This window comes from Pseudomonas sp. P4_B4, from assembly GCF_056402255.1.
The window spans coordinates 1-18,343 of sequence record NZ_JBFUHS010000021.1 but is presented as its reverse complement, the minus strand read 5'-3'; the positions used below and the strand labels follow the sequence as shown (position 1 = coordinate 18,343).

The window sequence follows — 18,343 nt, the reverse complement described above, 5'->3', positions numbered from 1 at the left end:
GGCAAGCCAGCTCCTACAGGTTTTGTGCTCGCCACAAAAACTGCGCAGGCATAAAAAAGCCCCTGAATTCAGGGGCTGTTTTTTAATGCGGATTGGCCACTGTCAGCATCTGACCAGGCTTCAGCGCCTGGCCGACACGCGGATTCCAGCGCTTGAGGTGCTGCATCTCTACGTTGAAGCGTTTGGCCACGATGTACAGCGAGTCGCCTTGCTGGACCTTGTACGTGGTCTGCTGCTTTTTGGTATTGGCTGCAATCACGGTGTTGACGCGCCCGGAGCTGCGTTTGCTGGTGTCCTGCATGACCAGGGTCTGGCCGGGCTTGAGGTTCTTGCCAGTCAGATTGTTCCAGCGCTGCAGGTCCTTCACGTCAACGTTGTTGGCCTTGGCGATGGAGCCGAGGTTGTCACCCCGCTTGACCCGGTAGGAACGCTTGACGCTGGCGACCTGGGTATCGTCGGCACCTTCGAAGACCGGTTTGAGCGATTTCTTGCTGATCAGTTCTTCAGGACGCATGGTCTGCAGGCTGCTGGTCAGCAGTTGCGCCTTGGAGGTCGGGACCAGCAGGTGCTGCGGGCCGTCGATGGTGGTGCGTTGCTTGAAAGCCGGGTTGAGCTGGAACAGTTCGTCTTCGTCGATGTTGGCGACTTCAGCAACCTTGGACAGGTCCATGCGCTGGTTGATTTCAACGACCTTGAAGTAAGGTTCATTGGCGATCGGGTTGAGGTTCACGCCGTAGGCTTCCGGCGCCATCACCACTTGCGACAGTGCCAGCAACTTCGGCACGTAGGCCTGGGTTTCGGAAGGCAGCGGCAGGTTCCAGTAGTCGGTCGGCAGGCCGAGGCGTTCGTTGCGCTCGATGGCCCGGCTGACGGTGCCTTCGCCGGCGTTGTAGGCCGCCAGGGCCAGCATCCAGTCGCCGTTGAACATGTCATGCAGGCGGGTCAGGTAATCCAGCGCGGCGGTGGTCGACGCGGTGATGTCGCGACGGCCATCATAGAAACGGGTTTGACGCAGGTTGAAGTAACGCCCGGTGGAGGGGATGAACTGCCAAAGACCCACCGCGTCGGCCCGGGAGTAGGCCATCGGGTTGTAGGCACTTTCAATCACTGGCAGCAGGGCCAGTTCCAGCGGCATGTTGCGTTCTTCAAGGCGTTCGACGATGTAGTGAATGTAGAGGCTGCCACGTTCGCCGGCGTTTTCGAGGAAGGATGGATTGCTGGCGAACCATAGGCGCTGTTGCTCGATGCGCGGGTTGACGCCCAGCCCGTCCTGCAGCTGGAAGCCCTGGCGCATGCGCTCCCAGACGTCCTGGGGAATTTGCGGGCTGGGTTTTTCGCTGAGCCAGATCGGCTTCTGCTTGGCGCGCGCGGCGATGTTCTGCGTGTGCGCCGCATCGGTCTGCGGCGCATGGCTGGAACAGCCCGCCAGGGTGGCGGACACAGCCACCGCAATGGCTTGAGCCAAGCGGGTCAATGCGTCTGAACTGATGGCTTTGCGAATAGGTGACGACATTGGCTGGAAGTAAGTTCCGGGCAAAAATGTCGGGCGATTCTAGAAAGCGCACCTTGCGCGGTCAACCTTTCAGAATTGTTGCAATCTTGAGAGGCCCCTTTAGAACCTGTCTTTCCATGCTCGAAGCGCAGCAAAAACCATATCGGGCGCCGAGTTATCGGTGCCGGTCCGTTCGTCCGCTTTTTCTTTAACGGATGTTTCACCGGAGCGCAAAAACGGGTTAGTGAGCTTTTCCAGTGCCAGTGTCGACGGCAGCGTCATGATCCCGGATTCCCGTTGGCGGGTGACTTTGGCCAGGCGTTCGGCGGTGTGCGGATTGTTCGGTTCGACGGCCGCGGCAAACTTCAGGTTGCTGAGGGTGTACTCGTGGGTGCAGTACACCTGCGTGTCATCCGGCAGCCCGGCGAGGCGTGTCAGCGAGTTGTACATTTGCTGTGGCGTGCCTTCGAACAAGCGTCCGCAGCCGGCGGCAAACAGTGTGTCGCCGCAGAACAGCAAACCGTGATGGTAATAGGCGATGTGCCCCAGGGTGTGGCCCGGGACCGCGAGGACGTCGAAGTCGCAGCCGAGCACGCTGACCTTGTCGTTGTCCTTGAGCGCAACGTCCCGTGCCGGGATCGTTTCGCTGGCTGGACCATAGACTTTCGCGTCCGTCGCTTTTTTCAGCTGTTCGACGCCGCCGACGTGGTCATGATGGTGATGAGTGATCAGAATATCACTCAGTACCCAGCCCGGATTGGCCGCGAGCCAGGCTTGTACGGGGCCGGCATCACCCGGGTCGACGACCGCGCAGCGTTTGCTGCCGTGGTCTTGTAACAACCAGATGTAGTTGTCGGTGAAGGCGGGCAGGGCAGTGATCTGTATCATCGTCGGATTCGCCAAGCGGAAAACATTGGCGCATCTTAGAACTTCCTGGCGCGTTGGAGAATGCAATGACTGATAAAGCGTTCGCACAGGCTGATCCTGACTGGCTGGCGTTGATCAGCGCCGCCCGTGAATGGCTGGCCGGTCCCCTCGGGCAATTTCTGCTGGGCGAAGAGCGGCGCATGCTCGAAGACGAGCTCGGGCGGTTCTTTGGTGGCTATCTGGTGCATTACGGTCCCTCGGCCCAGACCCCGCCGTCGGCCCCGCAGGTACAGCGCAACGTGCGCCTTGGCGCGCCCTTGCCGGGGGTCGAGATCGTTTGCGAAGAACAGGCCTGGCCTTTGAGCGAGCATGCTGCCGATGTGGTGGTGCTGCAGCATGGCCTGGATTTCTGCCTGTCGCCCCACGGTTTGCTTCGTGAGGCGGCAAGTAGCGTACGCCCCGGCGGGCATTTGCTGATCATTGGCATCAACCCCTGGAGCAGTTGGGGCCTGCGGCATGTGTTTGCCCAGGATGCGCTGCGCAAGGCGCGCTGCATTTCGCCGTCACGGGTCGCGGACTGGCTGAACCTGCTGGGCTTCGCGCTGGAGAAACGCCGCTTCGGGTGCTATCGTCCGCCGCTTGCGTCACCGGCGTGGCAGACCCGCCTGGCCGGTTGGGAGCGCAAGGCCGGTGACTGGCAACTGTCGGGCGGCGGCTTCTATTTATTGGTGGCGCGCAAGATCGTGGTGGGTTTGCGGCCGGTCCGTCAGGAGCGGCGCGAGCCGATGGGCAAGCTGATCCCGTTGCCGATGGCCAAGGTCAACCGGCGCAACATCGAACCGTAATACACACTTTTTTATTTGCTGCCGGGCCTGTCCCGGCTTCGGGCGTCGTCGGTCAGCGATCGGCGGGCCAGCGCATTTTCTGGATAGATTGGCATGAGCGATAGCGTAGAACTGTTCACCGACGGCGCCTGCAAAGGCAACCCTGGCCCTGGTGGCTGGGGCGCACTGCTGGTGTGCAAGGGCGTCGAAAAGGAACTCTGGGGCGGCGAAGCCAATACCACCAACAACCGCATGGAACTGATGGGTGCGATCCGTGGCCTGGAAGAGCTCAAGCGTCCCTGCGAGGTGCTGCTGGTGACCGACTCCCAGTACGTGATGAAAGGCATCAACGAGTGGATGGACAACTGGAAGAAGCGCGGCTGGAAAACCGCGGCGAAGGAGCCGGTGAAAAACGCTGACCTGTGGAAGTTGCTTGACGAGCAGGTCAACCGCCACAAGGTCACCTGGAAATGGGTGCGCGGACACATTGGCCATCACGGCAACGAACGGGCCGACCAGCTGGCCAACCGTGGCGTGGATGAAGTGCGTGGGTACAAGCAGGGCTGATTCGGTTCAACCGATGCACCGAGTTGCGGCCAATCGTCGGAGCGCCGCCCGGAGCCTGCTCGCGAAAGGCGCAACACGGTCCACCTGAAAGACCCCCGCGAGCGTGTTAACATCGCCGCTTTTGCACGATTGACCGATTGAGAGCTGAGCACTGATGGCCACCAGATCCGTTGTACTCGACACCGAAACCACCGGCATGCCGGTGACCGACGGCCACCGGATTATCGAAATCGGTTGTGTCGAGTTGATCGGCCGACGCCTGACGGGCCGGCACTTTCACGTGTACCTGCAACCCGATCGCGAAAGTGACGAGGGCGCCATCGGCGTCCACGGCATCACCAACGAATTCCTCGTGGGTAAGCCGCGTTTTGCCGAAGTGGCCGAAGAGTTCTTCGAGTTCATCAAGGGCGCGCAGCTGATTATCCATAACGCGGCGTTCGACGTTGGCTTCATCAACAACGAATTCGCCCTGATGGGCCAGCAGGACCGCGCGGACATCACGCAGCACTGCTCGATCCTCGACACCCTGATGATGGCCAGGGAACGTCACCCGGGGCAGCGCAACAGCCTCGACGCCCTGTGCAAACGTTATGGAGTAGACAACTCCGGCCGTGAACTGCACGGCGCCTTGCTCGACTCCGAGATTCTCGCCGACGTCTACCTGACCATGACCGGGGGGCAGACCAGTCTGTCCCTGGCCGGCAACGCCTCCGATGGCAATGGCTCCGGTGAAGGAGCGGACAATTCGGCCACCGAGATTCGCCGTTTGCCAGCGGACCGCCCGCCGACGCGCATCATCCGTGCCAGCGAAGACGACCTGGCCCGCCACGCGGCGCGCCTGGAAATCATCGGCAAATCCGCTGGCGCCCCGGCGTTGTGGGTGCAGTTGGCTGAGGCTGAAGCGCAGGCATAACACCAAATTTGGCAGACACTGCTTTTGTGGCGAGGGGGCTTGTCGGAACGCCGCACCGCCCCGTTCGGCTGCGAAGCAGTCGTCATTGCTGCTAGCGTGATTTGCCTGAATAAACACGGGACCGCTTCGCGCTCCAACGGGGGCAAGCCCCCTCGCCACAGAGAAACTCCCTCGTCGCCACAAGTTGGTGCGTCCCGCTCGCCACATCCTCTACAACACTCTACCCTGAGGTGATTGGCAGGCTCTGGTCTGCCGCCTCAGGACACTGTGCCTCATGTACAAAGACTTGAAATTCCCGGTCCTGATTGTCCATCGCGACATCAAGGCCGACAGCGTCGCCGGCGACCGCGTGCGGGGGATTGCCCGGGAGCTTGAGCAGGAAGGATTCAGCGTCGTTTCGGCGGTGGACTACACCGAAGGGCGTCTGGTGGCGTCGACTTACCATGGCCTGTCCTGCATGTTGATTGCGTCTGAAGACGCCAGTACCCACTCCCATCTGTTACAAAACATGGCAGAGCTGATCGGTCTGGCGCGGGTGCGTGCACCGGATCTGCCGATCTTCGCCTTGGGCGAAAAAGTGACCCTGGAAAACGCGCCCGCCGATGCCATGGCCGAGCTCAACCAGTTGCGCGGCATTCTTTACCTGTTTGAGGACACCGTGCCCTTTCTCGCCCGGCAGGTGGCCCGCGCCGCGCGCAAATACCTCGATGGCCTGCTGCCGCCGTTTTTCAAGGCGTTGGTGCAACACACGGCGGACTCCAACTACTCCTGGCACACCCCCGGTCACGGCGGTGGCGTGGCGTATCACAAAAGCCCGGTCGGGCAGGCGTTTCACCAGTTTTTCGGGGAGAACACCCTGCGCTCGGATCTTTCGGTGTCGGTGCCCGAACTCGGCTCCTTGCTCGATCACACCGGCCCCCTGGCTGAAGCCGAGGCCCGCGCGGCACGCAATTTCGGCGCCGATCACACCTTTTTCGTGATCAATGGCACCTCCACGGCCAACAAGATTGTCTGGCACTCGGTCGTCGCCCGCGATGACCTGGTGCTGGTGGATCGCAATTGCCACAAGTCGGTGCTGCACTCGATCATCATGACCGGCGCGATCCCGCTGTACTTGTGTCCGGAGCGTAATGAGCTGGGGATCATCGGCCCGATTCCCCTGAGCGAGTTCAGCCGCGAATCGATCCAGGCCAAGATCGACGCCAGTCCGCTGACCAAGGGCCGTTCACCGAAGGTCAAACTCGCGGTGGTGACCAATTCGACATACGACGGCCTCTGCTACAACGCCGAGCTGATCAGACAGCAACTGGGCAATAGCGTTGAGGTATTGCACTTCGACGAGGCCTGGTACGCCTATGCGGCGTTTCATGAGTTCTTTGCCGGGCGCTACGGCATGGGCACCTCCCGTGATGAAGACAGCCCGTTGGTGTTTACCACCCATTCCACCCACAAGTTGCTGGCGGCCTTCAGTCAGGCGTCGATGATTCATGTGCGCGATGGCGGAGCGCGGCAACTGGACCGGGATCGCTTCAACGAAGCATTCATGATGCACATCTCGACCTCGCCGCAGTACGGCATCATTGCCTCGCTGGATGTGGCTTCGGCGATGATGGAAGGGCCGGCCGGGCGTTCGCTGTTGCAGGAAATGTTCGACGAAGCCCTGAGTTTTCGCCGGGCGCTGGCCAATTTGCGCCAGCACATTGCCGTGGATGACTGGTGGTTCTCGATCTGGCAACCGCCGTCGGCGCAAGGCATCGAGCGGGTCGTCACCGAGGACTGGTTGCTGCAACCCGATGCCGACTGGCACGGCTTTGGCGGCGTGACCGACGATTATGTGCTGCTCGACCCGATCAAGGTCACGCTGGTGATGCCGGGATTGACCGCCGGTGGGGCCCTCAGCGAGCGCGGGATTCCGGCGGCGGTGGTCAGCAAGTTCCTTTGGGAACGCGGCCTGGTGGTCGAGAAGACCGGGCTGTATTCGTTCCTGGTGTTGTTCTCCATGGGCATCACCAAGGGCAAGTGGAGCACGCTGCTCACCGAACTGCTGGAGTTCAAGCGCAGCTACGACGCCAACGTCAGTCTGGCCAGTTGCCTGCCCTGTGTGGCGCAAGAGAATGTCGCGCGCTATCAGGGCATGGGCCTGCGTGATCTGTGCGATCAGCTACATGCCTGTTATCGCAGCAACGCCACCGCCAGGCACCTCAAGCGCATGTACACCGTACTGCCGGAAGTCGCGATGAAGCCGGCGGACGCCTATGATCAATTGGTGCGGGGTGAAGTCGAAGCCGTGTCGATCGATGCGCTGGACGGGCGAATCGCCGCGGTGATGCTGGTGCCGTACCCACCCGGCATTCCGCTGATCATGCCGGGCGAGCGTTTTACCGAGCCGACCCGCTCGATCATCGATTACCTGGCGTTTGCCCGCACGTTCGATAGCAGTTTCCCGGGGTTCGTTGCTGATGTGCACGGATTGCAACATGAAGATCAGGGCAGTGGACGGTGCTACACCGTCGATTGCATCAAGGAGTGAGGACCTTTCCCAGTATGCAGCCGGTTATAAATCCGAATTATCCAGGGTTGTCGGTACGGGTTGCCGACGAGGGTTTCGCCGCCTATATCTGGGGCAGTGATTTCAGTTTTGAAGTCGCGGCCTACGGTGCGGCCGAAATAGGCAAGCCGGTGGCACAGTGGCCGGTCACCCCGATCACGCCTTATCGCAAGTGCTACGGCATCGACCCCGAGGAATTCAGCAGCTTTCGCGATGGCGCCGACAGCGCGATTTTCATGGCGTATCTGGATGACCAGCCCGTGGGGCACCTGGTGGTCAGTACCAACTGGAACGGCTTTGCCCATATCGACGAACTGGCGGTGCACGCACCGGCCCGGCGGCATGGCGTGGCCAAGGCCTTGCTGGACGTGGCGCAGTTCTGGAGCCGCAAGAAGAAACTCCCGGGCATCATGCTCGAAACCCAGAACAACAACCTGGGGGCCTGCCGGCTCTATGAACGCTGTGGTTACGTGATTGGCGGGATCGACCACCTGCGCTATCGCGGCATCGATCCGAATACCGCCGAAGTGGCACTGTTCTGGTACCGACTGTTCGAAAACCCGCTGGAAAACCCGTTCAGTTCGTCAGCATCGCCGCGGCTTGTTCCGTGACGATGGTCAACAGTGCCTGAACCGCCGCAGAGGGTTCGGCGTTTTTCAGGGTCAGGGCGTAGAGACTGATCGGGACCGCCGGCGCCAGCGGGCAGGCGTCCAGCCCCGAGGCTTTGGCGCCGAGGGCGGTGAAGGGGTCGACGATGGCCAGGCCTTCGCCGGCCTCGACCATGCTGCGCATCATCTGATGCGTCTGGACCCGGGTCTGAATCACCGGGGCAGGGCGCAAGCCGTGCAGTTTGTTTTCCAGCGCAGGGCTCAACGGGTCGTGCCCCTCCAGGCCGATCATTGATTGACCGGCCAGATCCTGCAGTGAAATGTATTTCTGTTTCGGTTGCAGCCAGCCATGGGGGGCGAGCAACTGAAGTTTGCCCTGTGCAATCACTTGGCAATCGAGGTCGGCGTGATCGGGGTCATGCAGGCTCAGGCCCAGGTCACTTTCACGCAGCAGCAGGCTTCTGACGATGTCGCGGGTGGGCTGGCTCAGCAGTGTGCAAGGCGCATCGGGCAGGCGTCGGCGCAGGGCCGCGATACTGTGTGGCAACAATTGGTTGGCCAGAGGCGGGGTGCAGACGATTCGCAGCGGCGGCGCCAGGTATTGCCTGAGGCTGTTGGCCAGGCGCTGCACCGGTTCGAGGGCATCGTAGACCCGGGCAATTTCCACCTGCAATTCCCGTGCTTCACGGGTGGCCTGCAATCGTCCGCGCACGCTGGCGAACAGCATGAAACCCAACTGATCCTCGGCGTCGCGCAGCAAGCGCTCGACTTCGGCCACCGGCAGCTGCAGCCATTCGGCGGCGGTGCCCAGGTGACCGGTCTGCAGGAGCGCCTGGATCACTTCGATATGGCGTAAGCGCATGCGTGAAGTCCATGTTCAGCAGGTGGAGGAGTCAGTGGCTGAATCCTACCCCAAGTCCGCGCATATGACTTCTGCTCATAACGACGGGTTATGAAACGCTGGCGGTTTGCGGTTCGCGGGTAATGGTCACGCCGGTTTGCACCAGCATGAATTCATTGTCGTCGACCTTGTTGACACGGTCGCCAATGGCCAGCTTGTAGGTGGTGACAGGGCCTGAACCGTCTACCGCCGGGGTGGAGTCCTGGAACTCGTGCACCGAATAAATACGGCCTTCCGCGTCTCTTGCATGGAACTGACCGACGAGTACTGCTGCCATCTGCTTAGAACCTCTGGAGATAAATCACTCAATTTGCGGCACTGTAGACCGTGCTTGGGCGAGGTAAGTTTTCCTACGGGAAAAAAATAGTCAGGGGCGGTGTTTTCGATCGCCCACTGCTTGAATCGTCATCTATAACTACAAGCTCTTCCTATCGGACAGTCGAGAAACTCTTATGAGCAACGTCTATACGATCGCCGTCGTGGTCGGCAGCTTGAGAAAGGAATCGATCAACCGCAAGGTCGCACGGGCCCTGGTGGAGCTGGCGCCAGCCAATCTCAAGCTCAACATCGTCGAAATTGGCGATCTGCCGCTCTATAACGAAGACATCGATGGTGCTTCACCGCCGGCAGCCTACAGCACTTTCCGACAACAGGTGAGCTCATCCGACGCGGTGTTGTTCGTGACCCCGGAATACAACCGTTCGGTGCCGGCGCCGATGAAGAATGCGATTGACGTGGGCTCGCGTCCATACGGCAAAAGTGTCTGGAACGGTAAACCGGGGGCCGTTATCAGCGTTTCGCCGGGGGCCGTCGGCGGGTTTGGTGCCAATCACAACCTGCGTCAATCCATGGTGTTTCTGAATGTGCCGATGATGCAGCAACCGGAGGCCTATCTGGGGAACGCCGGTTCGGCGTTCGACGAGGAGGGCAAGTTGTCCGAGTCGGTCAAGCCGTTCCTGCAAAAATTCATCAATGCCTATGGGCAATGGGTCGAACAGCACAAGAAAGTTTGATGGTCATTGACCAGAGTTTTGTCCTGCCAGGCGCTGGATAACCGGCGATGCGGTTATCTCTTTAGACCGGGTTGGCCCCTTCGCGAGCAGGCTCGCTCCCACAGGGTTCTTCAGTGGATACAAGACTTGTGTTCGGCTGAGGCGCAATGTGGGAGCGGGCTTGCTCGCGAAGGGGCCGGCTCAGGCAATACAAGACTCAACCCTGTCCCGGCACATTCGGCCAAAGATCCGCCACCAGAAACAGCCGTTCGGCCTCTTCCCAGTCGCCGCTGGCATTTTCCGTCAGGCGCACCAGCAACTGCGCCGGTGCCAAGGGGTCCAGTTCATCCAGCCACGCCTGCATCTGTCCAGGGTTCCAGGTGTGCTCCGCCGAATAATGCGCCGGCGCCAGCCAGGCGTGGCGGGGCAGGGGTTGCCAGCGACCGGGCGGGCTCTGGGCCAACAACGCCGGCCAATCCTTTTGGTGCAACCAGCGTCCTCGTAAATGCTGTGGATGGGCACCCGACGGCGGGGCAGCCTGTCCGGGCCACGGGTACAGCAAATAACCCCCCAGCCACAAATGGGCGCTGAACGCCTGGATATCCAGCGCCGCCAGCACTTCACGGCTCTCGGGGCGCGCGGAAATCGGCAATTGATGCTGGCTCAGGTGCGCCAGTTTACGGTCGAGCCGGTCGTGGCAGCCCGGGCCCAGCCACTGGGCGGTGTCGTTCCCGTCGCCGGATTGCGGGCCGAGGTAGAGCTTGATCGCCAGTTCCAGGTGATGCACGCCGTCGCGGTCGCGCAGCAGCATGTCCAGTTCACCCAGGGTGTGCCCCTCGCGGCGAATCGGCAGGTTGGCGGCAATCAGTTCAATGCCCGGCGCATGCTGCACGGCGAACTGCCAGAGGCGTTCGTAATACAAACCCAGGCGCCGGGTCCGGGCCTGGGCCAGCCAATGCAGCAGGCCATAACTGTCCCGATCCAGCTGCCGCAGCCAATGCTCCAGCCGATCCGGTGCCTGCACCCAGTCGCTGCCGGCCAGCGGGTGACGCTGCGGCCACGGGGTATCGTCCAGCATGGGCGGCGCGAGGATGACCCACGCCAGGTCACGCACTTCAGGATGGCGTAACTGATGGGGCAGGTGGAGCAAATCCGGAAATAGCATCATCTTGCGAGCATAGCCTGAAACCCGGGCACACCCTTGAAGCTGAAAGGATTTTGTCTACGGGCGGCTTTCGCCCATAATCGGGTTTTTCGCCGCCACGCAGATCCCCGCAGGAGCCCCATGGAGCAATTTCGCAATATCGGCATCATCGGTCGCCTGGGCAGTTCCCAGGTGCTGGATACCGTCCGCCGACTGAAACGGTTTCTGCTCGATCGTCACCTGCACGTGATCCTCGAAGACACCATCGCCGAAGTGCTGCCAGGGCACGGCTTGCAAACCTCGTCGCGCAAGATGCTCGGCGAAGTCTGCGACATGGTCATAGTGGTCGGTGGTGACGGCAGTCTGCTCGGTGCCGCCCGGGCGCTGGCCAAGCACAATATTCCGGTGCTCGGTATCAACCGCGGCAGTCTGGGTTTCCTCACCGACATCCGTCCCGACGAGCTGGAAACCAAGGTCGCCGAAGTGCTGGACGGCCACTATCTGGTGGAAAACCGCTTCCTGTTGCAGGCCGAAGTCCGTCGCCACGGCGAGGCCATCGGCCAGGGCGATGCACTGAACGACGTGGTGCTGCACCCCGGCAAATCCACGCGAATGATCGAATTCGAGCTGTACATCGACGGCCAGTTCGTCTGCAGCCAGAAGGCCGACGGCCTGATCGTCGCGACGCCGACCGGTTCCACAGCCTATGCGCTGTCCGCCGGCGGGCCGATCATGCATCCCAAGCTCGACGCTATTGTGATTGTGCCGATGTACCCCCATACCTTGTCGGGTAGACCGATTGTGGTCGATGGCAACAGTGAGCTGAAAATCGTCGTGTCCAAGGATATGCAGATTTACCCGCAAGTCTCGTGTGACGGGCAGAACCACTTCACCTGCGCGCCCGGCGACACCATTACCGTCAGCAAGAAAGCCCAGAAACTGCGGCTGATTCACCCGCTTGACCACAACTACTATGAAGTCTGCCGGACCAAGCTCGGCTGGGGCAGCAAGTTGGGGGGTGGAGGCGACTGATGCTCGATCCCGCGCGTAGCTACGACCTGATCGGTGACGTGCACGGTTGCGCTCTGACCCTGGAGCACTTGCTCGACCGACTCGGTTATCACAAGCAGGGTGGCGTCTGGCGGCATGCCTCGCGCATGGCGGTGTTCGTTGGCGATATCATCGACCGCGGCCCGCGGATTCGTGAGGCACTGCATATCGTCCACGACATGGTCGAGGCCGGTCAGGCGTTGTGCATCATGGGCAACCACGAGTTCAATGCGCTGGGCTGGAGCACGCCGGCGCTGCCCGGCAGCGGCAAGCAGTTCGTGCGCGAGCACACACCGCGCCATGCCCGCCTGCTGCACGAAACCCTGACCCAGTTCGAACACCATCCGGGTGACTGGCACGACTTTCAGCAATGGTTCTACAAATTGCCATTGTTCGTCGATGCCGGGCGTTTTCGCGTGGTCCACGCCTGCTGGGACGCCGGGCTGATCGAACCGCTGCGGGCGTTGTTCCCCAACGGTTGCGTCGATGAGCACTTTCTCCAGGCGTCGGCGGAGTCGGGCTCTTTTGCCTGCACCGTATTCGACCGGCTGCTGCGCGGCACGGATATGCGCTTGCCCCATGGCCTGACCATGACCAGCGGCGACGGCCTGGTGCGTTCGTTCTTCCGGACCAAGTTCTGGGAAGACGATCCGAAAACCTACGGCGATATCGTGTTCCAGCCGGATGCACTGCCGGAACCCGTGGCCCGGACGCCGCTGACGTCCACCGAAAAGAACAGTTTGCTGCGCTACGGCATCGATGAGCCGCTGTTGTTCGTCGGCCATTACTGGCGCAGCGGCAAGCCGGCACCGATCCGGCCGAACCTGGCCTGCCTGGATTACAGCGCGGTGCTGTACGGCAAACTGGTTGCCTACCGACTGGATCAGGAAACCCGCCTGGATCCGCAAAAATTCGTCTGGGTCGATGTCGAGCGGCCGGAGGTGCTGCAATGAGTGCTGTAGCGGTATTGCGTCTGCCCTTGGCGGTGGACTTGAGCGGGTTCGTCACCCTGCTCAAGCGCATGCAAGTGCCCCACCGGGTCAGCGAGGAAGCGGGCGAGCAGGTGCTTTGGGTGCCGAGCAACATCAGTGAAGACGTGCGTGCGCTGTACGAACGGTTTCCGGCGGGCGATCCCGACCAGCAGCTGGACATTCCAGTGGCACAGACCGTCACGCGTCCGGGGTTCGTCGAGCAGTTGAAATACGCCAGGGCCACCGCTCTGGTATTGCTGCTGAGTGTGATTGTCGGCGCGGTGACCATGCTCGGCGACAACCTTGAAACGATGCGCTGGCTGACCTTCCTCGAATTCCGTGTGGTCGGCGAGTACCTCCACTTCACGCCACTGGCCGACAGCCTGGCGGCGGGGCAGTGGTGGCGCCTGTTCACGCCGATGCTGATCCACTTTGGCATCCTGCACCTGGCGATGAACGGCATGTGGTACTGGGAGCTGGGGCGGCGCATCGAGTCGCGCCAGGGCAGTATCAACCTGATCGGCCTGACCTTGCTGTTCAGCCTGGTGTCCAACTTCGCCCAGTATTTTTTCAGCGGCCCGACCTTGTTCGGCGGTTTGTCCGGCGTACTGTATGGCCTGCTCGGGCATTGCTGGATCTTCCAGTTGCTGGCGCCGAACCCGGCTTATCGCCTGCCCCGAGGCGTGCTGGTGATGATGCTGGTGTGGTTGCTGCTGTGCCTGTCCGGGCTGGTCTCGATGATCGGCTTCGGCGAAATCGCCAACGCGGCCCACGTCAGCGGGTTACTCATCGGATGCTTCACCGGTTTGTTGGGCGGTTTGTATAACCGCCGTAAACTGGCCGCCTAATTCAGAACATGCAATAAAGAGATGGAGACCCAATGTCCTCTTTTAACGAAATGATCAACAACATCACCCACGATATCTACGAGAGCCTGAAACTGGCCGTGGAAATCGGCAAATGGTCCGACGGTGGCAAACTCACCGCCGAACAACGCGAGCTGTCGCTGCAGGCGATGATCGCCTGGGAAATCCAGAACCTGCCCGAGGAACAGCGCACGGGCTACATGGGCCCGCAGGAATGCAACTCGAAGTCGATTCAAGTGCCGAATATCCTGTTCAAGTCGGATGCCATCCATTGATCGAGATTGGCCGTGGTGCAATCAGTAAAATGTCGGCGCGCCTGGACGGGCCGAACGTGCAATACGCTTTCCGTCTGGGCGAAACCGAGGTCCCGGTCAATCCGTTGATCGGTACCACGGTGCGCCTGGAATACCTGGGTGCGATCCACTGCATCCATTGCGGACGCAAGACCAAGACCAGTTTCAGCCAGGGCTACTGCTACCCGTGCATGACCAAGCTGGCCCAGTGCGACGTGTGCATCATGAGCCCGGAGCGCTGCCACTTCGAGGCCGGTACTTGCCGGGAACCTGAGTGGGGTGAGAAATTCTGCATGACCGACCACGTGGTGTACCTGGCCAATTCGTCGGGGGTCAAAGTCGGGATTACCCGTGCCACCCAGTTGCCGACCCGCTGGCTCGACCAGGGTGCGAGCCAGGCCTTGCCGATCATGCGCGTATCGACCCGCCAGCAGTCCGGTTTCGTCGAGGATCTGTTCCGCAGCCAGGTGGCCGACAAGACTAACTGGCGTGCTTTGCTCAAGGGCGATGCGGCGGCGGTGAACCTGGCCGAAGTCCGCGATCGACTGTTCGACAGCTGTGCCGAAGGCTTGCTCGGGTTGCAGCAGCGATTTGGCTTGCAGGCGATCCAGCCGGTGACCGATGTCGAACCGCTGGAAATCCGCTACCCGGTCGAGCAGTACCCGGCGAAGATCGTCAGCTTCAACCTGGACAAGAACCCGATTGCCGAAGGCACGCTGATGGGGGTCAAGGGCCAATACCTGATCTTCGATACCGGCGTGATCAATATTCGTAAATACACGGCTTACCAGCTCGCCGTGCATCAGTAAGGACTCCAGCATGCGCACCGAACAACCGAAGATGATCTACCTCAAGGACTATCAGGCGCCCGAGTACCTGATCGACGAAACGCACCTGACCTTCGAGTTGTACGAGGACCACAGCCTGGTCCATGCGCAACTGGTGATGCGCCGCAACCCCGAGCGTGGCCCGGGCCTGCCGCCGCTGGTGCTGGACGGCCAGCAGCTTGAGCTGTTGGCGGTGACGTTGGCCGACCAGGAGCTTTCCGAGGCGCAGTATCAGCTGACCGAGAATCACCTGACCCTGCACCCGACCAGCACCACCTTCACGGTCGATACCAGCGTCAGGATCCACCCGGAAACCAACACCGCGCTGGAAGGCCTGTACAAGTCCGGCACGATGTTCTGCACCCAGTGCGAGGCCGAAGGCTTTCGCAAGATCACCTATTACCTCGACCGCCCGGACGTGATGAGCACCTTCACCACCACGGTCGTGGCCGAACAACACAGCTATCCGGTGCTGCTGTCCAACGGCAACCCGATCGCTTCCGGCCCCGGCGAAGAGGGCCGGCACTGGGCGACCTGGGAAGATCCGTTCAAGAAACCGGCGTACCTGTTTGCGCTGGTGGCCGGTGACCTGTGGTGCGTCGAAGACAGCTTCACCACCCTGAGCGAGCGCAACGTGGCGCTGCGCATTTACGTCGAGCCGGAAAACATCGACAAGTGCCAGCACGCGATGAACAGCCTGAAGAAATCCATGCGCTGGGACGAAGAGGTCTACGGTCGCGAGTACGACCTGGATATCTTCATGATCGTCGCTGTGAATGACTTCAACATGGGCGCCATGGAGAACAAGGGCCTCAACATCTTCAACTCCAGCGCCGTGCTGGCCAAGGCCGAAACCGCAACCGATGCCGCGCACCAACGGGTCGAGGCGATTGTCGCCCACGAATACTTCCACAACTGGTCGGGCAACCGCGTGACCTGCCGCGACTGGTTCCAGCTGTCGCTCAAGGAAGGCTTCACGGTGTTCCGCGATGCCGGTTTCTCCTCGGACATGAACTCGGCCACGGTCAAGCGCATCCAGGACGTGGCGTACCTGCGCACCCACCAGTTCGCCGAAGACGCCGGCCCCATGGCCCACGCCGTGCGCCCGGACAGCTTCATCGAGATTTCCAACTTCTACACCCTGACCGTGTACGAAAAGGGCTCGGAAGTGGTCGGCATGATCCACACCTTGCTCGGCGCCGAAGGCTTCCGCAAAGGCAGCGACCTGTACTTCGAACGCCACGACGGCCAGGCCGTGACCTGCGATGACTTCATCAAGGCCATGGAAGATGCCAATGGCGTTGACCTGATCCAGTTCAAACGCTGGTACAGCCAGGCTGGCACACCGCGCCTGGCGGTGAGCGAGTCCTTTGATGCGGCGGCGAAAACCTACAGCCTGACCTTCCGCCAGAGCTGCCCGGAAACCCCGGACAAGGTTGAAAAACTGCCGTTCGTGATCCCGGTCGAACTGGGGCTGCTGGATTCCAAAGGCGCGGCGATTGCCCTGCGTCTGTCCGGTGAAGCCACCGCGCATGGCTCCTCGCGGGTCATTTCGGTGACTGAAGCCGAGCAGACCTTCACTTTCGTCGACATCGCCGAACAACCACTGCCATCGTTGCTGCGCGGCTTCTCGGCGCCGGTGAAATTGAGCTTCCCGTACAACCGCGATCAGTTGATGTTCCTGATGCAGCACGACAGCGACGGCTTCAACCGTTGGGATGCCGGCCAGCAACTGTCGGTGCAGGTGCTGCAAGAGTTGATCGGACAGCAGCAGAAGGGCGAAGCGCTGGTACTAGATCAGCGTCTGGTGTCGGCGCTGCGCACGGTGCTCTCGGATGAGTCGCTGGATCAGGCCATGGTCGCCGAAATGCTGTCGTTGCCAAGCGAGGCGTACCTGACCGAAATCAGCGAAGTGGCGGATGTCGAAGCGATTCACACGGCGCGTGAATTTGCCCGCAAGCAATTGGCCGATGCGTTGTTCGAAGGCCTGTGGCTGCGTTATCAGGCCAACCGCGAGTTGTCGAAGCAGACGCCGTACGTGGCCGAAGCCGAGCACTTTGCCCGTCGTGCCTTGCAGAACATCGCGCTGTCGTACCTGATGCTCAGCGGCAAGCCGGAAGTTCTGGCGGCAACCCTGGAGCAGTTCGATTCGTGCGACAACATGACCGAGCGCCTGACCGCACTTGCCGTGCTGGTCAATTCACCCTTCGAAGCCGAGAAGGCCAAGGCGCTGGCCAGCTTCGCCGAGCACTTCAAGGACAACCCGCTGGTCATGGATCAGTGGTTCAGCGTTCAGGCTGGCAGCGTGTTGCCCGGTGGCCTGGCACGGACCAAGGCGTTGATGCAGCACCCGGCGTTCAACATCAAGAACCCAAACAAGGTGCGGGCGCTGGTCGGTGCGTTTGCCGGGCAGAACCTGATCAACTTCCATGCCGCTGACGGTTCCGGGTATCGCTTCCTGGCGGATCTGGTGATTGAGTTGAATGGCTTCAATCCGCAGATTGCTTCTCGCCAGTTGGCGCCTTTGACTCGCTGGCGCAAGTACGACAGTGCTCGTCAGGCTTTGATGAAGGGGGAGCTGGAGCGGATTCGGGCTTCGGGGCAGTTGTCCAGTGATGTGTTTGAAGTGGTCAGCAAGAGTTTGGCCTGAGTTTGTTGTTGACCTTGGCGGCCTTCGGGCCGACCAGGGTCATGGGTTGATTGGGTACATATCCGTTTCTTCGGTAATGGCGGCTTATGGTTTCGCCCTTACGGCGAGTCCCTTTTGGCAAACGCCCCAAAAGGAACCAAAAGGTCTCGCCCCTTACGTACGGCCCCTCGCTTAGGCTCGGGGTTCCTTCGCTCCGGCATTCATCCGGGGGCATCGCCTCCGGTCGGCTTCGCGCGACCTCCTCTCGATGTGTTCGGCTGCGCCGAACGGCGCTGCGCGCCTCCCCCCGGATGAACGCCTCCACTCAGCCTGCCGAGGGGGCGGGTGGATCAAGATCAAGAGCTGCAGGCGAGCTAACGCTCGGCCTGATGAGTGGTGAAGAGCGTGGGGGTACGCCGCTCTGCTTTTGCTCTTCTGTGGGAGCGGCGGTGCGGCGATCCGACTTGCCCGCGAAAGCGGCCTGACAGCCGACCAATTTCTTTCGAATGTACCCAGCCCAACTGTAGGAGCGAGCTTGCTCGCGATGGCGGCCTACCGGCCGACCAAGAGCATCACAGGCAAACGAATCCCGCGATCAGGCCGGCCGGTAGGCCGCCTCGCTTTTGCTTTGGCTTTTGATCTTCTTGCCCCCTCGTGAGGCCGAGTGGAGGTTCTGCGCAGTGGGCAACCCGGCATGGATGCCGGGTTAGCCGCCGCCGGCCATGGATGGCCGATGGCGGCGGGCCCACGGAGCAGGACCGGAGCGAGGGCATGCCGAGCCTTGGCGAGGCACCGAACGTCAGGGGCAAGAGCCCTTGGTTACTTGGGGCTTTTCCAAGTAACCCGCCGTA

Annotated in this window: 17 protein-coding genes; 12 read left to right on the top strand and 5 right to left on the bottom strand. The window is 61.2% G+C overall.

All coding sequences use genetic code 11. From position 1 onward, the window contains the following. Positions 1–82: 82 nt before the first annotated feature. A complete protein-coding gene (locus tag AC1DVE_RS20630; RefSeq protein WP_223459479.1) occupies positions 83–1,513 on the bottom strand; it encodes a LysM peptidoglycan-binding domain-containing protein in 1,431 nt (476 codons plus the stop codon). Between the two features lie 99 nt (positions 1,514–1,612). Then, entirely contained in the window at positions 1,613–2,380 is a 768-nt protein-coding gene (gloB, locus tag AC1DVE_RS20625) for a hydroxyacylglutathione hydrolase (protein ID WP_223459481.1), read from the bottom strand. A 65-nt stretch (positions 2,381–2,445) separates the two neighbouring features. Between gloB and AC1DVE_RS20620 the strand changes: the two genes are divergently transcribed. The 5 genes from AC1DVE_RS20620 (at position 2,446) to AC1DVE_RS20600 (ending at position 7,822) form a co-directional block, all read left to right on the top strand. Next, entirely contained in the window at positions 2,446–3,204 is a 759-nt protein-coding gene (locus AC1DVE_RS20620; RefSeq protein WP_223459483.1) for a class I SAM-dependent methyltransferase, read from the top strand. Positions 3,205–3,297: 93 nt separating this feature from the next. After that, entirely contained in the window at positions 3,298–3,750 is a 453-nt protein-coding gene (rnhA, locus tag AC1DVE_RS20615; protein WP_007979123.1) for a ribonuclease HI, read from the top strand. A 154-nt stretch (positions 3,751–3,904) separates the two neighbouring features. Then, a complete protein-coding gene (dnaQ, locus tag AC1DVE_RS20610) occupies positions 3,905–4,663 on the top strand; it encodes a DNA polymerase III subunit epsilon (protein ID WP_223459485.1) in 759 nt (252 codons plus the stop codon). A gap of 274 nt (positions 4,664–4,937) precedes the next feature. Next, entirely contained in the window at positions 4,938–7,193 is a 2,256-nt protein-coding gene (locus AC1DVE_RS20605) for an Orn/Lys/Arg family decarboxylase (RefSeq protein ID WP_223459486.1), read from the top strand. A gap of 14 nt (positions 7,194–7,207) precedes the next feature. Continuing rightward, positions 7,208–7,822, top strand: a complete 615-nt coding sequence (locus AC1DVE_RS20600) for a GNAT family N-acetyltransferase (RefSeq protein ID WP_116261234.1) — start codon at positions 7,208–7,210, stop codon at positions 7,820–7,822. On the opposite strand, the gene AC1DVE_RS20595 is transcribed toward AC1DVE_RS20600, so the two are convergent. Beyond that, positions 7,788–8,681, bottom strand: coding sequence for a LysR substrate-binding domain-containing protein (locus AC1DVE_RS20595; protein ID WP_223459488.1), 894 nt, complete (start codon positions 8,679–8,681; stop codon positions 7,788–7,790). The genes AC1DVE_RS20600 and AC1DVE_RS20595 overlap by 35 nt on opposite strands. A gap of 88 nt (positions 8,682–8,769) precedes the next feature. After that, a complete protein-coding gene (locus tag AC1DVE_RS20590; protein WP_008051885.1) occupies positions 8,770–8,997 on the bottom strand; it encodes a hypothetical protein in 228 nt (75 codons plus the stop codon). Between the two features lie 175 nt (positions 8,998–9,172). Here AC1DVE_RS20590 and AC1DVE_RS20585 point away from each other — a divergent pair, with 175 nt between their 5' ends. Beyond that, positions 9,173–9,733 carry an NADPH-dependent FMN reductase gene (locus AC1DVE_RS20585; RefSeq protein WP_223459490.1) on the top strand — a complete coding sequence of 187 codons (561 nt, stop codon included), beginning with the start codon at positions 9,173–9,175 and terminating at the stop codon, positions 9,731–9,733. 196 nt (positions 9,734–9,929) lie between these two features. Here the strand turns inward: AC1DVE_RS20585 and AC1DVE_RS20580 are convergent, their stop codons facing one another. Then, the gene (locus tag AC1DVE_RS20580; RefSeq protein WP_223459492.1) at positions 9,930–10,880 is read right to left on the bottom strand and encodes a DUF1853 family protein; all 951 of its coding nucleotides are present in this window, start codon (positions 10,878–10,880) and stop codon (positions 9,930–9,932) included. A gap of 117 nt (positions 10,881–10,997) precedes the next feature. Between AC1DVE_RS20580 and AC1DVE_RS20575 the strand changes: the two genes are divergently transcribed. The 6 genes from AC1DVE_RS20575 to pepN are packed head-to-tail and all read left to right on the top strand — an operon-like array spanning position 10,998 to position 17,513. Beyond that, entirely contained in the window at positions 10,998–11,888 is an 891-nt protein-coding gene (locus tag AC1DVE_RS20575) for an NAD(+) kinase (protein WP_008016128.1), read from the top strand. After that, complete coding sequence (locus tag AC1DVE_RS20570; RefSeq protein ID WP_150724073.1) at positions 11,888–12,859, top strand: metallophosphoesterase; 972 nt, start codon at positions 11,888–11,890, stop codon at positions 12,857–12,859. Before AC1DVE_RS20575 ends, AC1DVE_RS20570 begins: the two co-directional genes overlap by 1 nt. Continuing rightward, positions 12,856–13,725 carry a rhomboid family intramembrane serine protease gene (locus AC1DVE_RS20565; protein ID WP_223459494.1) on the top strand — a complete coding sequence of 290 codons (870 nt, stop codon included), beginning with the start codon at positions 12,856–12,858 and terminating at the stop codon, positions 13,723–13,725. The genes AC1DVE_RS20570 and AC1DVE_RS20565 overlap by 4 nt, the downstream gene beginning before the upstream one ends. A gap of 32 nt (positions 13,726–13,757) precedes the next feature. After that, a complete protein-coding gene (locus AC1DVE_RS20560) occupies positions 13,758–14,018 on the top strand; it encodes a YeaC family protein (protein WP_223459496.1) in 261 nt (86 codons plus the stop codon). Next, the gene (locus AC1DVE_RS20555) at positions 14,015–14,845 is read left to right on the top strand and encodes a DUF2797 domain-containing protein (RefSeq protein WP_223459498.1); all 831 of its coding nucleotides are present in this window, start codon (positions 14,015–14,017) and stop codon (positions 14,843–14,845) included. Before AC1DVE_RS20560 ends, AC1DVE_RS20555 begins: the two co-directional genes overlap by 4 nt. 10 nt (positions 14,846–14,855) lie before the next feature. After that, positions 14,856–17,513 (top strand): aminopeptidase N, encoded by a 2,658-nt coding sequence (pepN, locus tag AC1DVE_RS20550; protein WP_223459500.1) that lies wholly within the window; start codon positions 14,856–14,858, stop codon positions 17,511–17,513. The last annotated feature ends 830 nt before the right edge of the window (positions 17,514–18,343 follow it).

Coding starts and splice junctions, on each gene's coding strand:
- AC1DVE_RS20630 (WP_223459479.1), bottom strand. CDS start 1,513: ATGTCGTCACCTATTCGCAAAGCCATCAGTTCAGACGCATTGACCCGC.
- gloB (WP_223459481.1), bottom strand. CDS start 2,380: ATGATACAGATCACTGCCCTGCCCGCCTTCACCGACAACTACATCTGG.
- AC1DVE_RS20620 (WP_223459483.1), top strand. CDS start 2,446: ATGACTGATAAAGCGTTCGCACAGGCTGATCCTGACTGGCTGGCGTTG.
- rnhA (WP_007979123.1), top strand. CDS start 3,298: ATGAGCGATAGCGTAGAACTGTTCACCGACGGCGCCTGCAAAGGCAAC.
- dnaQ (WP_223459485.1), top strand. CDS start 3,905: ATGGCCACCAGATCCGTTGTACTCGACACCGAAACCACCGGCATGCCG.
- AC1DVE_RS20605 (WP_223459486.1), top strand. CDS start 4,938: ATGTACAAAGACTTGAAATTCCCGGTCCTGATTGTCCATCGCGACATC.
- AC1DVE_RS20600 (WP_116261234.1), top strand. CDS start 7,208: ATGCAGCCGGTTATAAATCCGAATTATCCAGGGTTGTCGGTACGGGTT.
- AC1DVE_RS20595 (WP_223459488.1), bottom strand. CDS start 8,681: ATGCGCTTACGCCATATCGAAGTGATCCAGGCGCTCCTGCAGACCGGT.
- AC1DVE_RS20590 (WP_008051885.1), bottom strand. CDS start 8,997: ATGGCAGCAGTACTCGTCGGTCAGTTCCATGCAAGAGACGCGGAAGGC.
- AC1DVE_RS20585 (WP_223459490.1), top strand. CDS start 9,173: ATGAGCAACGTCTATACGATCGCCGTCGTGGTCGGCAGCTTGAGAAAG.
- AC1DVE_RS20580 (WP_223459492.1), bottom strand. CDS start 10,880: ATGATGCTATTTCCGGATTTGCTCCACCTGCCCCATCAGTTACGCCAT.
- AC1DVE_RS20575 (WP_008016128.1), top strand. CDS start 10,998: ATGGAGCAATTTCGCAATATCGGCATCATCGGTCGCCTGGGCAGTTCC.
- AC1DVE_RS20570 (WP_150724073.1), top strand. CDS start 11,888: ATGCTCGATCCCGCGCGTAGCTACGACCTGATCGGTGACGTGCACGGT.
- AC1DVE_RS20565 (WP_223459494.1), top strand. CDS start 12,856: ATGAGTGCTGTAGCGGTATTGCGTCTGCCCTTGGCGGTGGACTTGAGC.
- AC1DVE_RS20560 (WP_223459496.1), top strand. CDS start 13,758: ATGTCCTCTTTTAACGAAATGATCAACAACATCACCCACGATATCTAC.
- pepN (WP_223459500.1), top strand. CDS start 14,856: ATGCGCACCGAACAACCGAAGATGATCTACCTCAAGGACTATCAGGCG.